Source organism: Rhizobium sp. LjRoot98 (genome assembly GCF_964252935.1).
GTDB lineage: Bacteria > Pseudomonadota > Alphaproteobacteria > Rhizobiales > Rhizobiaceae > Pararhizobium.
Map to the genome: position 1 here is coordinate 1,179,317 of NZ_CAXUPW020000001.1, position 15,697 is coordinate 1,195,013.

A 15,697-nucleotide genomic window follows, 5' to 3' on the forward strand; every position below is an offset into this window, starting at 1 on the left:
CAAGGCCTGCGTTCTGTTGGTGCAGAACGCAGGCCTTTGCATGCCTGTACCGTAAATTTGGGGCAAGGGGAATGGCCAGGATCCTCGCCATCCGCCGCAATCAGACGGCGAGCGTAATCCTGTCGATCCTGCCGCCGATCTGTGCGCCGATGTAAAGGTTTTCGTAGAATCTCGCCTCGAACCCTGCTTCCTTCATGTGGAATGCAGTCTCATCGATGTCGTACTCGACCCGGCGCAACTCTATATGTCCATCCTCGAACGTCGCAAACGCAGCGCGCGGATCACCATCACGCGGCTGCCCGACGGCGCCAGGATTGCAGAACGTCTTGCCGTTCACGTCGAGCAGAACCTGTACATGGGTATGCCCGGCAAAGAACGTCTCGGCCTCCACGGGAATATCCGTCTCGGCAATAGCATAAAGATACTGATCGACCGGGTCCTGCCAGCCTCCGTGGATGAAATAGATCGCCCCGTCGATGATGTAGGAACGCGACTGCGCGAGCCAAGCGATTTGCTCCGGCGAAATGATGCCGCGCTGGTACTCGGTAATGTCGGAGACCAGTTTCGAGCGCGGGCAGCCCTCGCCGCTGACAATGTAATGATCATGATTGCCGAGGATATTGACGACGCCTCGATCGCGCAGCAGGTCAACGCATTCGCCGGGTTGAGCATAATATCCAACGACATCACCAAGCGAGATGACCGTTTCGCAGCCAAGTGTATCTATCTTTTCCAGCACCGCTTTCAGCGCTGGAAGATTACCGTGAACGTCCGAAATGATCGCGATCATGTCACCACAAGATCTTCATAGTAACGCCAGCCACGTCCCAGGCGGATCTCGGGCAGCGGCGGTCTCTTACCCCACAGATAATATTCAACCGACATGGCAGCCTCGTTATACCCGAAAGCTGCCCGCAGCGACGTGCTACTGGAAAAACGCGGATTGATCTCCAGAAGATAAGGCGTCTCGCCGTCCATGCGGAACTGGTAGTTCGTCGGCCCGACCGGTTTGAAGATTGCTGCAAGCCGGGTCACTGCCTCAGCAAGGACAGGGTGATCGACAACCTCGGCATACTGGGTATTGCCGGCAACCGACAGCTTTCGCTTAAAGATGATCGGCATCAGCGCCGTGCCGTCGCCAAATCCGAAAGCACCGACGGTAAATTCCTGCTCATCACTCCCGATGAATTTCTGGATCAGGAATGCGTCCCTGCTCTTGCCGCTCCAGTAGTTAAAGTCGTCCTCGTCGCGCAGAAGCGCGATACCGCGCGAACCGTTGCCCTGTCGAGGTTTGAGGAGGAGCGGCAGGCCGAGATCCCGGACACATTCTGCCCAGCCAGCGCCGAGCAATGCCGGAATGACGGATAGTCCGAGCCGCTGCAGTTCCAGTCCGAAATCCCACTTGTCCTGCGCCAGTTCGATAACGTCGGGGTCGTTAAGCACGATGCGGGCATTCATATTCGCAAATGCTGCCCGGTTTCGGCTGAAGAACAGGACATCGAGTTCCAGCCCGGGCAGGACAAGATCGACGCCTTCATCTGCCAGCAGAGTTTTCCAGAAGTCGAGATATGTGTCTGAGCTCTCATCAGCTACTGGCTTGGCAAAGAACACGTCGCACCAATAAGGCCCGATACCGTGGGGATCGCGGTCCACACCGATGATTCGCATCGGAAGCCCCGACAAACGCAGTGAGCGAATGATCCCCTGTCCGATCAGCGCACCGACCGCTGTCACCACGACGGCGATCGTGTCGCCGGGCTTTTTCACTGCGCTGTTTGGCATATCCCGACCTGGCTGATCATGTTCATTGAGGCCGGGCTTCCATCAGAAGCGCCACACAGAGATCAGGGAAATCGATCCCAACGCGCAGCATAGCATCGAGATTTTCCTGGAAATCGGGGAGTGTCTTCAGGACGCCAAGTGGCAAGGGTTTAAGGTAGATGCCTTCCTCTAAGCTGACGGAGTAGCCGCGGCTCTGCACTTCATGCTTGAGCGTATCCCGGCAATATTGCCTTTTATGGCCGAAAGCATGATCATTGGCATTCAGACTGTAGATGTCGTCGATCTTGCCAAGCTCGACGCCGAGCCGCCGGTTCATTGATTTGGCGTTCGGAACGGCCACGAAGATGCGTCCGCCCGGCTTCAGAAACCTCTTGAAGCGCTCCAAAAGCATGCCCGGATCATCCACGTGCTCGAGAATGAACCCCATGATGATGACGTCAAACCGCTCTTCTGTTTCAAACTCTTCGAAATAGGAAAAAACGACTTCGCCGGCAAAATCCGGGCTTTTCGCCTTGAACTGATCAATGACGAACTGCGACCCTTCGATGATGACGTGGCGATCGCAGGCCGCGTTGAAAAGGCCGGGTGTAAAACCATGGCCGATCCCTAGCTCGAGGATGGAGCCGACCGAACCGAACCGCCGGATGATGCGTTCGGGATACCAGTTGAGGATAAGATCGTTTTCGATCGCCGTTGCGGCATCCGGGCGATACTCGGTTGCAACAGCATCGAGATTTTCTGTTTTCATTGCATAAATTCCTTCCAACCGACTGTTCCTGACTGAATCACGGTGACGCCCTGCGGGCCACGATTGGCCACGAGATCCAAAGCGGTGACGTAAGGTGTGAAGTCGCCGTGCAATTGCGGATAGGGCGTGCGCTGATAATGCATGTATTCGACTGAGATGCCTCTCTCCTCGAAAAGTTCATGATTGAGATATTTCCGTGCACCGTGCCCTGTGACGTAGATGTTTCCGCCAAGATAGTCGACTATATCGCAGACCCTCTCGCTGCTTGCGCCTGGAATCGGGAGCGTGTCCGAAGAGAGAAACCTCGGCCTGTCCAGTCCGAAATAGACGGAAAGCTCCATCATCGACCGGCGCGAAACATCCGCCACCGTTGCCGCTTCGTCGGCAAAGACGCGATCCACAAGGTTGAGCATCTCGTCGCGAAAAGGCGCCTTGCGATAGGCCTGGCGCAGCATTTCGCGATGCTTGGAACGCCAATCGATCCGGTCGTCGAGCATCACCTCATCAATCCGTTGACCAAGATGATAATCGCGCAGCGGCAGCGTCATCCAGCCAATGCCGTTGATCCCCTTGACCTGAACACGATTGCTGAAGCTTCCTTTGGAATATTGCACATCATCATAATGAACAAAGACATCCGCCAGGCGGATTTGCTCCAGCAGACCCACCCAGGGAAAGTACATCGACTGTGAAATAACGATGGTACGGTTCATGACCCGTTCAAACATTGTGCATATGTTGTTGCATTGGTACACCGTCATAGGCTGCAGCAACCAAGGTAATCAGGCAGCCCGCAAACGAGTCCCGACGCCTTTCTTGAGGCTGTCTACGACATCGCCTCAAGCCGCCCTAAAACGCTCCTGCGATTTAAACGTGAGTTCGTGCTGTGGTGCGATTAGCTGCTCTACCAGTTGATACAATTCCGCTGGGGTCTGGACGCCACCAATATCCTCATCGATCACGAGACTATCGTTGGTGACCCCCGAGAACAGTTTAGCGTCGCTTACCGGGATGTAATCTACCGGGACAAAGTCCGGTAGATATTTTCCGCCCTTCCAACGGCTGAAAACGGCTCTATACCCTTCCGCGACGGCTTCATAAGCCGCGAAATCATCCATCATGCCGCAACTGATCCCACAAGCTTTAGCAAAATTGGTTTCCCATCCTGGGATCGGCTTATAGCCGTAAGTGGTCAGGAACCAATTCTGGGTTTGGGCTATACAAGCGGCGAGACCGAGAGATGATGGAAATGGGAACGTCTTCATATGCGGATCATCATCGATGTTCCTGCCAACCTCGCTCATAAACAGTGCATGCCGCTCCTTGGCATCGACCACCTGTCCTATTTTCGCGGAGTTGCTTTCGACGCAGGCGCCCAGCACCGAGAACGGCCGTTCCGAGTAGAAAAAATGTTCCGCCGTTACGAGAACCTTGCAGACGTTGTCGAAATCGACGGTCGGATACTCGCAATATTTCCCTCCGAAGCGGGCCTTGATCTTGTTCATGACCTGCATGGAGACAGCACCGTGATAGAAGCCGAAGGCCATGTTCGGCGTCCCCGCCTCCCCTTTCCAGGAGAAAAATTCCCGATACAGGGCGGAGCGCGGAATTTTGTGAACTTCGGTTTTCAAGGGAATGGTAACATTGCACCGCTTCGCCCGGTTATCCGGCCAATTGTAACTCAGCCGGTTCCAGACGAAGACATCGACGCTGGAATGCTGGGCCTGTGTTCTGGCAATCAGGTCCACAACATTTACGTCCACATGGTCATCGTCACCGATCATGCAGATGAATTCGCCAGTCGCCATCTCGACGCAACGGTCCCAGTTTTCGACCATGGAGAGGACACGGCCCACAGAGGGCAGGTACTTTACCCGCGGATCTCCCGCAATTTCCTCCATGAAACCGTTCATGATCGAGACGTCATCAGAATTATCGGCGAAAATGTACTCGACATCCGTGCGCATATTCACCAGCAGACTTCTGATCGTTTCCTGGAAATATCGCTGGCGGTTACGCGAAGGTACACAAATCGTCAGTTTCGGCTGGGCGAACATGAAATTTCTCCGTTTGCCGTACATTAGCGGCAACGCCTTTCGCGAAGCTTGCCCGCGACCCTTTGGCCACCTGTCGGGTTTTCGGCTTTTCAGGAGTGGGATGGCTTGATAAGCAGCGTCACATGCGGCCTTGCGATACAGCAACGCCGTGAAAGACACTCGGAGACCCGCATGCAGAAACGTCCGGCAGACTGCGCCTCGATGACAGAGATTCGCGTCGAGATCGATCGGATTGACCGGGCCTTGATCGCACTTTTTCAAGAGCGCTGGGGCTATATCGGCCGCGCTGCGGAGATCAAGAAGCCGGCAGGGCTCAAGGCCGACATCCCCTCACGCGTCGACGAAGTCCGGCTGAACGCGCGCCGCAATGCCGAGCAGGCAGGGCTTGATCCGGACTTCTACGAGAACCTCTGGGCGCGCCTGATCCAGCATTCGATCGAACATGAGTTGGTTATCCTCGGGGAAAGCGGGAAATAGCCGCAAACCGGCGTTCAGCCGATCTTGATGCTGGCCGTATCCGCCTTCTTGGCCGGTGCATCGTCCGCGACATCCGGCAGAGCGGCGATGACACCCTCAGCTACGGATGCACCGTCAGCGTCGGCACCGCCGTTACGAACTTGCCACCCCAATCGCTGATATACGAAAGTTGCTGTTTGATTTCGGCCTGAAGATTCCATGGCAGTATTACCACTCTTTCCGGTTTTTCGGCTTTGAGAAACTCTTCCGTGACAACCGGGATGCGGCTGCCAGGGAGAAGCAGACCCTGCTTGGCGGGGTTCCTGTCTACGACAAAGGACAGGAGATCGGGTTTGACACCGGCAAAGTTGATCAGTGTGTTGCCCTTGGCCGCAGCGCCATAGGCCGCGACTTTCAACCCCTGGCGGCGGCTCTCGATCAGGAAGGTCAGGCAACCGTCACGCACGGTTTGCGCCGCTTCCTGGAAATCCGTGTAGAAGCGATCATCCAACATGCCGGCAGCCTGCTCTTCAGCGAGCATCGTTGCCACCGAGCTTGCGGCTGGATGTCTTCCGGTATCGCTGCGCTGCGCGAACACGCGCAGGCTACCACCATGCCAGGGCGTCGTCTCCACATCGAAGACGGACAGACCGTTAGCTTCAAACACGCGGCTGACCGATGTCAGCGACAGATAGGAATAGTGTTCGTGATAGGCGGTATCGAACTGCGCCTCTCGCACCATGTTGAGCAGATGTGGAAATTCGAAGGTCGCGACGCCGTTCTCCTTCAGCAGACGGGCGAAACCGGCAACGAAATCGTTGATGTCGGGCACGTGCGCCAGAACATTGTTGGCTGCGGTCAAATCGGCCGAACGGCCTTCGGCTGCAAGCCTTTCGCCGAGTTCAGAGCCGAAAAATTCTTCGACGATCTCGATACCCTTCGCCCGCGCCGCCTTCGCCGTGCTGGCCGTCGGCTCGATGCCGAGGCAACCGATGCCGCGTTCCCTCGCATATTGCAGCAGATAGCCGTCATTGGCGGCAACCTCGACGATATGGGAGGCTTCGGTGAGGCCGAAGCGAGCCTGCATGTCGGCGACATAACGCTTGGCGTGATCGAGCCAGGAGGTCGAAAACGAGCTGAAATAGGCATAACTCGAGGAGAAGAACGTTTCGCGATCGGCAAAATCCTCGGTCTGCACTAGGCGGCATTCCTGGCAGCAGCGGATGACCAGCGGATACCAGAACTCCGGCAGGTGCCGCTCATTGGCATTGACGTAGGAATTGGAGGGTGGCGCGGTCCCCAGATCGAGGAAGGGCACCATATGCGTCGATCCGCAGTGACGGCATTTCATACGGCTACTCCACGATAGTCCGGCGACAGCAGCGGATGCGCCGCATCGCGCGGCGACAGATTGATGACCGGCAGCGGCCAGTCGATGTTGAGCGCCGGATCCTGCGGATGGAAGCCGGCTTCCGCATCGGCGGCATAGGGCCGCGAATGGGCATAGATCATCCGTACGTCATCGGTCAGGGCCTGGAAGCCGTGGGCAAAACCCTTCGGAATCAGCAGCGAGCAGGCATTGTCTTCCGACAGTTCGACGACGAAATGCTGAAGAAAGGTTGGCGAGTGCGTCCGGATGTCAACGGCGACGTCGAGAACGCGGCCACGGGTGCAGGTAACGAGCTTGATCTCCGCATGCGGCGGGCGCTGGAAGTGCATGCCGCGAACCGTGCCTTTGTAGAGCGTACCGGTCTCATTCAGCTGTGCGATGTGCCCTTGCCAACCAAAGGCCGCGAGGTCTTCTTCGCAAAACAGCCGCGACAGGAAGCCCCGGTCATCCGAAAGGGTTTTGCGGCTGATGACGGAAAGCCCCTGAAGAGGCGTTGCGTGCGCCGTGAACCGCGCACTCATCCGGCCGCCCGTAAAAGTTCGTTCTTCGTGGCAAGCCCGGCAAAATCGCGGATATCGCCGAGGCAGAGATCAAGAGCCGCTTGGCCCTGCCCTTGCGCCCGATACCACTCCATCGTCCGTTTGACGGTTTCCGTCAGGCGCCAGCGCGGCTGGTAGCCGAGATCGGCGCGCGCCTTGGCGCTGTCGAGCACCAGATAGCCCGCTTCGTGCGGCCCGTCTGTTCCATCGCCAAGCATCATTGCACCGCCACCGAAGTGACGCTCGGCCATCCTGAGGACAGCACCCACAGATGCTGCCTCACCGTGATCCGGGCCAAAATTGTAGCTCTCGATTCCATCCGGCATCTGCCATAGGCGCTCAGCCAATCCCATGTAGCCGCCGAGCGGCTCCAGCACGTGTTGCCAGGGGCGCACGGCACGCGGACGGCGCACCTGCAATGTCTCGCCCCCTTGCCAGGCCCGCACAGCATCCGGGATCAGCCGGTCTTCCGCCCAGTCGCCACCGCCGATGACATTGCCGGCGCGCGCCGTGGCAAGACCGATCTTGCGGGCTGCAAAAAACGAAGAGCGATAGCTTGCCGCGACGATTTCAGCTGCCGCCTTGCTGGCGCTATAGGGATCGTGGCCGCCGAGTGGATCGCTCTCCATGAAGGCAAGGCCCGTCTCGGCATTGTGGTAGACTTTGTCGGTGGTTACCACGACGATCGAGCGCACACCCTCCGAGACGCGCAGGGCATCGAGCAGATTGGCAGTGCCGATGACGTTGACGTCATAGGTCTCGACCGGATTGCGATAACCGGCGCGCACCAGAGCCTGCGCCGCCAGATGGAAAACGATCTGCGGCTTGGTCTTCAGCACATGATGCGTCACCGCATCGCGGTCGCGGATATCGATGATGCCGGGGCCATCCATACTGCCGCCAAGCAAAAGGTGCAGCGAAGGGTCGGTCTGCGGCGCCAGCGAGAGGCCCGAAACCTCGGCGCCCAGTTCGCGCAGCCACAGCGTCAGCCAGCTGCCCTTGAAGCCCGTATGTCCGGTGACAAGCACCCGTTTTCCGCGCCAGAAGTCATGTGTCATCGTCATCACCAGATTTTCCAGGGTGGGGCACCGCTTTGCCACAGGCTTTCAAGATGGTTCTTGTCACGCAGCGTATCCATCGGCTGCCAGAAGCCTTCATGGAAATACGCCTGCAGCTCGCCGTCCTTGGCCAGCCCCACCAATGGGTCCCCTTCCCAGCTTGAATGATCCGCGTCGATCCTGCCGATGACGCGGGGTGAAAGCACAAAGAAGCCACCGTTGATGAAGCCGCCCTCGCCTTCCGGTTTTTCAATGAAGCCCTGAACCTCGGTGCCTTCCAGCTGCAACGCGCCATAGCGCGCCGGCGGGCGCACGGCGGTCACGGTCGCCTGCTTGCCGTGGCTCTTGTGGAAAGCAATGGTCTTGCCGATATCGATATTGCCGACACCGTCGCCATAGGTGAAGCAGAAGGCCTCTTCGTCCCTGAGGTAAGGTGCAACGCGCCTCAGGCGGCCGCCGGTCATCGAGTTTTCACCGGTATCGACCAGCGTGACGCGCCAGTTTTCAGCGCTTTGGCGATGAAATTCGATCGAGTTCTGCGACAGATCGAAGGTAATGTCCGACATGTGCAGGCCATAATTGGCGAAATATTCCTTGATTACATAGCCCTTGAAACCGCAGCAGATGATGAAATCACGCACGCCGTGAGCGTAGTAGAGCTTCATGATGTGCCAGAGGATCGGCCGCCCGCCGATCTCGATCATCGGCTTTGGCTTCAGATGGGTTTCTTCGGCGATGCGCGACCCAAGGCCGCCGGCAAGAATAACTGCTTTCATCCGCTCCTCCCCGTTAGAAGTTCAGACGAGCGCAGACAATGTCCGCGATGGCCTGGCGAGAGGGAGCAGGATTGCGGTTGGCCGGTGATGGAGCAGAACCGGAGCCACGCGGTGCCTTCGACAGCAGAGCCTCAAGCCTTGCGGTTGGAGGTTTTTTAAAGCGCGGAAATTCCATCATGCTCGAGGTCCAATCAGTCCATTCTGACCGGTAACCTAGAGGGTGAAACTGTCGTCAAACTGGAGAGGCCGCCCGGCTTTGCGGCTGGCGGCCCGAGGTTTGCGTCCTAAAACATGGAAGCGTCTGTATTCTTAGGTATTCTTAGAAGGAATTTTTCCGCATCAGATGCAATTCCCAATCCAGCGCACTGCGGATGATACCGTTAAGATCATCATATTGCGGTACCCAGCCGAGTTCCTGCTTGGCCAGGGCCGGGTTGGCGACGATCATCGCCGGGTCGCCTGCGCGCCGTTCCGAGAAGGTGACAGCAAAGTCCGCACCATGCACCTTGCGCACGGCATCCAGCACCTCAAGCACCGAGAACCCGTGACCATACCCGCAATTGGCCGCCAGAGAACCGCCGCCGGCGCGCATGCGCTGCAAGGCTTTCAGATGCGCCTGAACCAAGTCCCAGACATGGATATAGTCGCGCACACAGGTGCCGTCCGGGGTTGGATAATCCGTGCCGAAGACGCTCATCGAGGAGCGCTTGCCGAGCGCGGTGGCGCAGGCAACCTTGATCAGATGCGTGGCAAGTTCGGAGGATTGTCCACTCCGGCCTTTCGGATCAGCACCGGCGACGTTGAAGTAGCGCAAGGCCGTATAGGTAAACGTATGTGCGGCAGCCGTATCGCGCAGCATGATCTCGGTCATCAGCTTCGATGAGCCGTAGGGCGATTCCGGCTTGAGATTGACGCTCTCCGTCACCGGCTCCAACACGTCGGGCGTGCCATAGACCGCCGCCGTCGAAGAAAACACGAAATAAGGGATACCGGCTTCGACCGCGCTGGCGATCATGCTGCGGGATTTGACCGTGTTGTTTTCGTAATAGCCGAGCGGATCGGCGACCGATTCCGGCACGACGATCGAGCCGGCGAAATGAATGATGGAATCGATGTCATTCTCGGCAAAAATCTGCCGCATCAGGGCCGCGTCGGCGATATCACCTTCGTAGAAACGGGCTTCCGGCGCGATCGCCCAACGAAAACCGGTCGACAGACGGTCGATGACAACGACCCCTTCGCCGGCGTCCAGCAACGCCCAGACCATATGGCTGCCAATATAACCGCCGCCGCCCGTTACCAATACCGCCATTGCCTGCTCCTGCGCTGTTCAAGTGAGCGGGATAAAACCCGTTCACGGCGCGATTCACAAGGGTTATGTGCAGGAACAGGCGGCCAAAACAGGATCAGAGCGCGGCGATGTAACCCGCCAGCCGTTCGGCCGCGATGGCGATCTGCTTGGGGTCGCGCAGGAAACAAGCGCGCATGAACAGCGATCCACCCTCGCCGAACGCGGTTCCGGGTGCGAGGCCAACCCCGGTCTTGTCGACGATATCGAGAGCTGCGCGCCGTGCATCGGTCACGCCGTCGATCTTCAAAAAAGCATAGATAGCGCCGTCCGGCTTCAGCGTCTGCACCCGGTTGGTGGCGATCAGCGCATCGCAGAGCAGATCGCGCGACCGGGCAGCCTTGGCAACATTTTCCGCAACGAACGCATCGCCTTGATCAAGCGCCACGACGGCGCCCTGCTGAATGAACTGCGCCACGCCAGATGTCGAATATTGAATGAGATTTTCCAGCACCTGGCCGATCGCAGGCGGTGCCACGATCCACCCGGCCCGCCAGCCGGTCATCGACCAGTTCTTGGAGAAGGAATTGACGAACAGGATACGCTCGCCTTCCTCCATCACATCGAGGAAGGACGGGGCACGATCGCCGTTGTAGGAATAAAGAGCATAAATCTCATCAGCCATGATCCACAGGCCGTGCTTGCGTGCCAGCGCCAGGATGGCTTTCAGATCATCATGCGTGGCCGTCCAGCCGGTGGGATTGGAGGGCGTATTGACGAACAGCGCCCGCGTCTTTTCGGTAATCGCCGCCTCGAGCTTACCGATATCGAGCTGCCATTTTCCGTCTTCGAAACTGAGCGGCACGGCAATCGGGCGAACGCCGGACAGTTCGGCACTGGCGGCAAAATTCGGCCAGGCCGGAGTGAGAAATACCATTTCGTCGCCCGGCGAGGTCACGGCCTCGATGGCAAGCTTGATGGCCTGCATGCCCGAACCGGTCACGTAGAAATTGTCAGACGACAACGTCTTGCCGAAATGGCGCTGATAGTAGCGCGACAGGGCTTCGCGCAACGGCGGAATACCGCGCTGCCAGGTGTAAAAGGTTTCGCCGGCTTTCAGCGAATCCTGCGCCGCCTGCGAAATGAAATCCGGTGTCGGCAAGTCCCCCTCGCCAACCCAGAGCGGAATAAGCCCCTCGCGCCCGCGCGCATAATTCACCAGTTCAACGATGCCGCTTTCCGGCGCGGAAAGGGATCGGGGGCTGAGGCTGGCAAGTATGGTCATCGGCGGGCTCCTGTTTGCCCGCCGCTTCTAGCTGTTTTTTATATCACGATCACGCGATATTCAGTGACGGATTTATCGATTCTGGTGATGTATCGAAGCCCACCTGAAAACCGCGAAATGTGCCTTAGACGCGCTGCGTTTTCAGCAGGTCGCGGATTTCGGTCAGGAGCTGGACGTCTACCGGCGGCGGTGCTGCCGGTTCGGCTTCCTTCTGTTTTTCCAGCGAAGCACGCATTTTGTTGACGCCCTTGACCATCAGGAAAATGATCCAGGCAAGGATCAGGAAGTTGATCACCACGGTCAGAAAGTTGCCATAGGCGAAGACTGCGCCCTGTTCGCGCGCTGCAGCGAGCGACGTTGCTGTGACTTTGGAGGAGAGCGGGAAGAAGAAGTTGGAGAAATCAAGGCCGCCGGTGATGGCGCCGATGACCGGCATGATGATGTCGCCGACCAGCGAATTGACGATCAGCGTGAACGCGCCGCCAATGATGATACCGACCGCGAGGTCCATGACATTGCCCCGGGCGATAAACGCCTTGAATTCATTCAGCATTATTCTCTCCTTGTTGCACCTTAAGCCAACTGCGCTTGCCTGATTCTTACGCAGTGGAACGCACGTCGGATGCTAAACGAAAACCAAATTATGTAAATCACAGGCAAAAATAACGGCACATGAGCAAATTGCAGCCTGATGGGAAAAGAGCCGTGGTTTCTTTGACTTAAGGCTTAGGCCATCGCGATTTTCTTCCCAACCGTCTTGTCCTATGCTCCAGGTGAGAGAAGGAGGAGACATGCTCTCGGGCTCGATCATTTTCGCTGCCGCCTTCGGCTACCTGCTGCTGCTGTTTGCGGTGGCAAGTTATGGCGATCGCAAGGCGTGGAAGACCGCCCCTGCCGGAAAGGGCAGGCCGCTGGTCTATGCCCTCAGTCTGGCGATCTACTGCACCTCATGGACTTATTTCGGCGGCGTCGGCCTTGCCGCCGAGCGGGGTCTCGAATTCACCGGCATCTATATCGGCCCGATCCTGATGTTCACCATCGGCTTGCCGGTCATCCGCCGGATCATCGCGCTGGCCAAGGCCGAGAAACTAACCTCAGTTGCCGATTTCATTGCCGCGCGCTACGGCAAGAACCCGATGGTCGCCGCCATCGTCGCGCTGATCTCGCTGGTTGGTGCCATCCCCTATATCGCGCTGCAGCTCAAGGCCGTTTCGAGCTCAGTATCGGCCATGGTCGACACCAGCGGCTACGGCATCGGCTCCGGCCAGGATTTCATCGACCTGCCGCTGCTGGTGACGCTTTTCCTTGCCTGCTTCGCCATCGTTTTTGGCACGCGCCATACCGATGCAACCGAGCATCAGGACGGGCTGATCCTGGCGATCGCAATGGAATCGGTGGTCAAGCTTCTGGCTCTGGTGACCGCCGGGATCTATGTCGTCTTCTTCCTGTTCGACGGCCCGGGCGACCTGTGGGCGAAGGCTCTTGCCAACCAACAGGTGATGACGGCGCTGCACTACGAGACGCCGCTGCCACGCTGGATCCTGCTGATTGTCCTTTCCGCCTTTGCCATCATCATGCTGCCGCGGCAGTTCCATGTGACGGTGGTGGAGAACAGGACGGAAAGGGACCTGCGCACCGCCGGCATTCTGTTTCCGATCTATCTCATCGCCATTAACCTGTTCGTACTGCCGGTTGCGATCGGCGGCGTGCTGACTTTCGCCGGCACCGGCGATGCCGATCTCTATCTGCTGACGCTGCCGCTTGCTGCCGATATGCCGGTGCTGACCATGATCACCTTCATCGGCGGCTTTTCCGCCGCGACGGCCATGGTCATCGTCGCTTCCGTGGCGCTGTCGATCATGATTTCCAACGATATCGTCATGCCGGTGTTCCTGCGGCGCAACCTGATGGGCCGCGGTGGCTCACAGGATGTGGCAGGCACCCTGCTCAACGTCCGGCGCACCGCGATCTTTGTGGTGCTGCTGCTCGGATATGCCTACTATCGCTCTGCCGACATGGGCTCCGGCCTTGCCTCGCTTGGCCTTCTCGCCTTTGCCGCGATTTCGCAGATGGCACCGGCCCTGTTCGGGGGCCTCGTCTGGCGGCAGGCAAATGCGCGCGGCGCGATTGCCGGGATGACGCTCGGTTTTCTCGTCTGGGCCTATCTCCTGTTTCTGCCGAGCCTTGGCGGACCTGATAATTCGCATGTCGCGGCAACCGTGCTTGGCTTCCTGTTCCCGTTCACCTCGGTCTTTTCCGGTCCCGAAGCCGATCCGCTGGTCAATGCCTCGGCGCTCAGCCTGCTGGTCAATGTCATGGCCTATGTCATCGGCTCGCTCACCCGGGCGCCGAAACCGCTGGAGCGTCTGCAGGCGGGGGTGTTCATCCGTCGCAAATCACGCACCGAAAAAGCCTTTCGCGGCCGCAAGACCAAGATCACCGTCCTTGACCTGAAAACGACAATCGCCCGCTATCTTGGCCAAGAGCGGATGCAGCGCTCCTTCCAGACCTATGAGCGCCAGTCGGGGCGCTGGCTGGAGGATCACCTGCCCGCCGATATGGGCCTTATCCATTTCTCCGAACAATTGCTCGGCAGCGCCATCGGTTCGTCTTCCGCCCGGCTGGTCCTGTCGCTGGTGCTGCAGCGGCTGGACGATGCGTCGTCGGACACCGCCTGGCTTCTCGACCAGGCATCGGAGGCGCTGCAATACAATCAGGACATGCTGCAGACGGCACTGTCACAGATGGACCAGGGTATCGCCGTCTTCGACAGTTCCAACAACCTGATCATCTGGAACCGTCGCTTCCGCCAGCTGCTCGACCTGCCGGAAACGGCTGGACAGGTCGGCTTTCCGCTGGCGGACATCGTCTCGATGCTCACCCAGCGCGGCGATATCCGCAGGGAAGACGGCAAGCGGCTGGTCGCCGACTTTCTCACCCTCGACAAACCCTTCCTGCTGGAACTCTCCGGTGGCACGCGGATCATCGAGGTGCGCACCAATGCCATGCCCGACAAGGGCATCGTCACCACCTACACCGACATAACCCAGCGCGTTGCCGCAGATATGGCGCTGAAGCAGGCAAACGAGACGCTGGAATTGCGCGTTGCCGAACGCACCGGCGAACTCACCCGCGTCAACAAGGAAGTGGCCGAGGCGCGCGCGGCTGCCGAAGAGGCCAATATCGGCAAGACGCGGTTCTTCGCCGCCGCCGGCCACGATATCCTGCAGCCGTTGAACGCCGCCCGTCTCTATTCGTCGTCTCTGGTTGAGCGCCTGGGGGAATCGGAAAACAGTGCGCTGGTGCAGAATATCGATTCCTCGCTGGAATCGGTCGAAACCATCCTTGGCGCAGTCCTCGACATCTCCCGGCTCGATACCGGCGCGATGAAGCCGCGCCTGCAATCCGTGCCGCTCAATGATCTGCTGCGGCGCATCGAGACGGATTTCGCACCGGTCGCCCGCGCCGCAAATCTCAAGCTGACCGTCATGCCGACTTCGCTGACGGTGCGCACCGACCCCAACCTTCTGCGCCGCCTGGTGCAGAACCTCGTCTCCAATGCCATCAAATATACGCCGGCCGGCAAGGTGCTCGTCGGCGTACGCCGCGAAGGTGCCGATGCCGTCATCCAGGTGCTTGATTCCGGCATCGGCATTCCGGCGTCGAAATTCCGCACCGTCTTCAAGGAGTTCGCCCGCCTTGATGAAGGCGCCAAGACCGCAGCCGGGCTCGGCCTCGGACTTTCGATCGTCGACCGCATTTCGCGGGTTCTCAACCACAGCGTCGACCTGCAATCCAAACCGGGCAAGGGCACACGCTTCCGGGTGAGGCTGCCCATCGACCGCACCGTTGCCAGCAGCGCCAAGGCCACGGCATCAGACCCCATTCGCACCGCCGAACCGCTGCATGGCATGCGTGTGCTGTGTATCGACAACGAACCTTTGATCCTGGAGGGCATGAAGCTGTTGCTGGAGGGCTGGGGCTGCAACGTCGCAACCACGCCATCCCTCGACATCTGGCAGCAAGGCCTGACCGCCCATGACCCGCGCCCCGACGCGATCATTGCCGACTATCACCTGGACAACGGCACCGGCATCGACATGATCCGCGCTATCCGGCTCTATTTCGCCACTGAAACCCCGTCGCTTTTGGTCACGGCCGACCGTTCACCCGAGGTCCGCGCGAGCGCCGAGCGCGACGGGATCACCCTGCAAAACAAACCGGTCCGGCCCGCCTCGATGCGAGCCTGGCTGACGCAACTGTCGGTCTCGATGAAGGCGGCGGCGGAGTAGCAGTTTGCCTTGGGGGACGGGAAACG

14 protein-coding genes are annotated in these 15,697 nt (G+C 58.8%); 2 read left to right on the forward strand and 12 right to left on the reverse strand.

Features of this window, described 5'->3' with window-relative positions; all coding sequences use genetic code 11:
* Positions 1-100: 100 nt before the first annotated feature.
* The 5 genes from ACSQ3J_RS05820 to ACSQ3J_RS05840 form a co-directional block, all read right to left on the reverse strand.
* Positions 101-790: a metallophosphoesterase family protein gene (locus tag ACSQ3J_RS05820; RefSeq protein WP_060500533.1), complete on the reverse strand. Its 690-nt coding sequence runs from the start codon at positions 788-790 to the stop codon at positions 101-103.
* On the reverse strand, positions 787-1,782 hold the full coding sequence (locus ACSQ3J_RS05825) for an ATP-grasp domain-containing protein (protein WP_060500535.1): 996 nt from the start codon (positions 1,780-1,782) through the stop codon (positions 787-789). The genes ACSQ3J_RS05820 and ACSQ3J_RS05825 overlap by 4 nt, the downstream gene beginning before the upstream one ends.
* Before the next feature lie 22 nt (positions 1,783-1,804).
* Positions 1,805-2,530, reverse strand: a complete 726-nt coding sequence (locus ACSQ3J_RS05830) for a class I SAM-dependent methyltransferase (RefSeq protein WP_060500537.1) — start codon at positions 2,528-2,530, stop codon at positions 1,805-1,807.
* Entirely contained in the window at positions 2,527-3,243 is a 717-nt protein-coding gene (locus ACSQ3J_RS05835) for a WbqC family protein (RefSeq protein ID WP_060501362.1), read from the reverse strand. Before ACSQ3J_RS05835 ends, ACSQ3J_RS05830 begins: the two co-directional genes overlap by 4 nt.
* 126 nt (positions 3,244-3,369) lie before the next feature.
* Positions 3,370-4,587: a glycosyltransferase family 2 protein gene (locus ACSQ3J_RS05840; RefSeq protein WP_060500539.1), complete on the reverse strand. Its 1,218-nt coding sequence runs from the start codon at positions 4,585-4,587 to the stop codon at positions 3,370-3,372.
* Positions 4,588-4,758: 171 nt separating this feature from the next.
* On the opposite strand from ACSQ3J_RS05840, the gene ACSQ3J_RS05845 reads away from it, so the two are divergent.
* Entirely contained in the window at positions 4,759-5,064 is a 306-nt protein-coding gene (locus ACSQ3J_RS05845) for a chorismate mutase family protein (protein ID WP_060500541.1), read from the forward strand.
* A gap of 100 nt (positions 5,065-5,164) precedes the next feature.
* On the opposite strand, the gene ACSQ3J_RS05850 is transcribed toward ACSQ3J_RS05845, so the two are convergent.
* The 7 genes from ACSQ3J_RS05850 to mscL all read right to left on the reverse strand — a co-directional run bounded on the left by ACSQ3J_RS05850 (position 5,165) and on the right by mscL (position 11,932).
* The gene (locus ACSQ3J_RS05850) at positions 5,165-6,394 is read right to left on the reverse strand and encodes a class I SAM-dependent methyltransferase (protein WP_060500542.1); all 1,230 of its coding nucleotides are present in this window, start codon (positions 6,392-6,394) and stop codon (positions 5,165-5,167) included.
* Positions 6,391-6,954 (reverse strand): dTDP-4-dehydrorhamnose 3,5-epimerase family protein, encoded by a 564-nt coding sequence (locus ACSQ3J_RS05855; protein ID WP_060500543.1) that lies wholly within the window; start codon positions 6,952-6,954, stop codon positions 6,391-6,393. The genes ACSQ3J_RS05850 and ACSQ3J_RS05855 overlap by 4 nt, the downstream gene beginning before the upstream one ends.
* Entirely contained in the window at positions 6,951-8,036 is a 1,086-nt protein-coding gene (rfbG, locus tag ACSQ3J_RS05860; RefSeq protein WP_060500544.1) for a CDP-glucose 4,6-dehydratase, read from the reverse strand. Before rfbG ends, ACSQ3J_RS05855 begins: the two co-directional genes overlap by 4 nt.
* Complete coding sequence (rfbF, locus tag ACSQ3J_RS05865; RefSeq protein WP_060500545.1) at positions 8,036-8,806, reverse strand: glucose-1-phosphate cytidylyltransferase; 771 nt, start codon at positions 8,804-8,806, stop codon at positions 8,036-8,038. Before rfbF ends, rfbG begins: the two co-directional genes overlap by 1 nt.
* A 319-nt stretch (positions 8,807-9,125) precedes the next feature.
* On the reverse strand, positions 9,126-10,118 hold the full coding sequence (galE, locus tag ACSQ3J_RS05870) for a UDP-glucose 4-epimerase GalE (protein WP_060500546.1): 993 nt from the start codon (positions 10,116-10,118) through the stop codon (positions 9,126-9,128).
* Between the two features lie 94 nt (positions 10,119-10,212).
* On the reverse strand, positions 10,213-11,379 hold the full coding sequence (locus ACSQ3J_RS05875; protein WP_060500547.1) for a pyridoxal phosphate-dependent aminotransferase: 1,167 nt from the start codon (positions 11,377-11,379) through the stop codon (positions 10,213-10,215).
* A gap of 124 nt (positions 11,380-11,503) precedes the next feature.
* On the reverse strand, positions 11,504-11,932 hold the full coding sequence (gene mscL / locus ACSQ3J_RS05880) for a large conductance mechanosensitive channel protein MscL (protein WP_037105026.1): 429 nt from the start codon (positions 11,930-11,932) through the stop codon (positions 11,504-11,506).
* A 238-nt stretch (positions 11,933-12,170) separates the two neighbouring features.
* Here mscL and ACSQ3J_RS05885 point away from each other — a divergent pair, with 238 nt between their 5' ends.
* Entirely contained in the window at positions 12,171-15,671 is a 3,501-nt protein-coding gene (locus ACSQ3J_RS05885; protein ID WP_436038875.1) for a NahK/ErcS family hybrid sensor histidine kinase/response regulator, read from the forward strand.
* Positions 15,672-15,697 lie beyond the last annotated feature (26 nt).

Coding starts and splice junctions, on each gene's coding strand:
- ACSQ3J_RS05820 (WP_060500533.1), bottom strand. CDS start 790: ATGATCGCGATCATTTCGGACGTTCACGGTAATCTTCCAGCGCTGAAA.
- ACSQ3J_RS05825 (WP_060500535.1), bottom strand. CDS start 1,782: ATGCCAAACAGCGCAGTGAAAAAGCCCGGCGACACGATCGCCGTCGTG.
- ACSQ3J_RS05830 (WP_060500537.1), bottom strand. CDS start 2,530: ATGAAAACAGAAAATCTCGATGCTGTTGCAACCGAGTATCGCCCGGAT.
- ACSQ3J_RS05835 (WP_060501362.1), bottom strand. CDS start 3,243: ATGAACCGTACCATCGTTATTTCACAGTCGATGTACTTTCCCTGGGTG.
- ACSQ3J_RS05840 (WP_060500539.1), bottom strand. CDS start 4,587: ATGTTCGCCCAGCCGAAACTGACGATTTGTGTACCTTCGCGTAACCGC.
- ACSQ3J_RS05845 (WP_060500541.1), top strand. CDS start 4,759: ATGCAGAAACGTCCGGCAGACTGCGCCTCGATGACAGAGATTCGCGTC.
- ACSQ3J_RS05850 (WP_060500542.1), bottom strand. CDS start 6,394: ATGAAATGCCGTCACTGCGGATCGACGCATATGGTGCCCTTCCTCGAT.
- ACSQ3J_RS05855 (WP_060500543.1), bottom strand. CDS start 6,954: ATGAGTGCGCGGTTCACGGCGCACGCAACGCCTCTTCAGGGGCTTTCC.
- rfbG (WP_060500544.1), bottom strand. CDS start 8,036: ATGACGATGACACATGACTTCTGGCGCGGAAAACGGGTGCTTGTCACC.
- rfbF (WP_060500545.1), bottom strand. CDS start 8,806: ATGAAAGCAGTTATTCTTGCCGGCGGCCTTGGGTCGCGCATCGCCGAA.
- galE (WP_060500546.1), bottom strand. CDS start 10,118: ATGGCGGTATTGGTAACGGGCGGCGGCGGTTATATTGGCAGCCATATG.
- ACSQ3J_RS05875 (WP_060500547.1), bottom strand. CDS start 11,379: ATGACCATACTTGCCAGCCTCAGCCCCCGATCCCTTTCCGCGCCGGAA.
- mscL (WP_037105026.1), bottom strand. CDS start 11,932: ATGCTGAATGAATTCAAGGCGTTTATCGCCCGGGGCAATGTCATGGAC.
- ACSQ3J_RS05885 (WP_436038875.1), top strand. CDS start 12,171: ATGCTCTCGGGCTCGATCATTTTCGCTGCCGCCTTCGGCTACCTGCTG.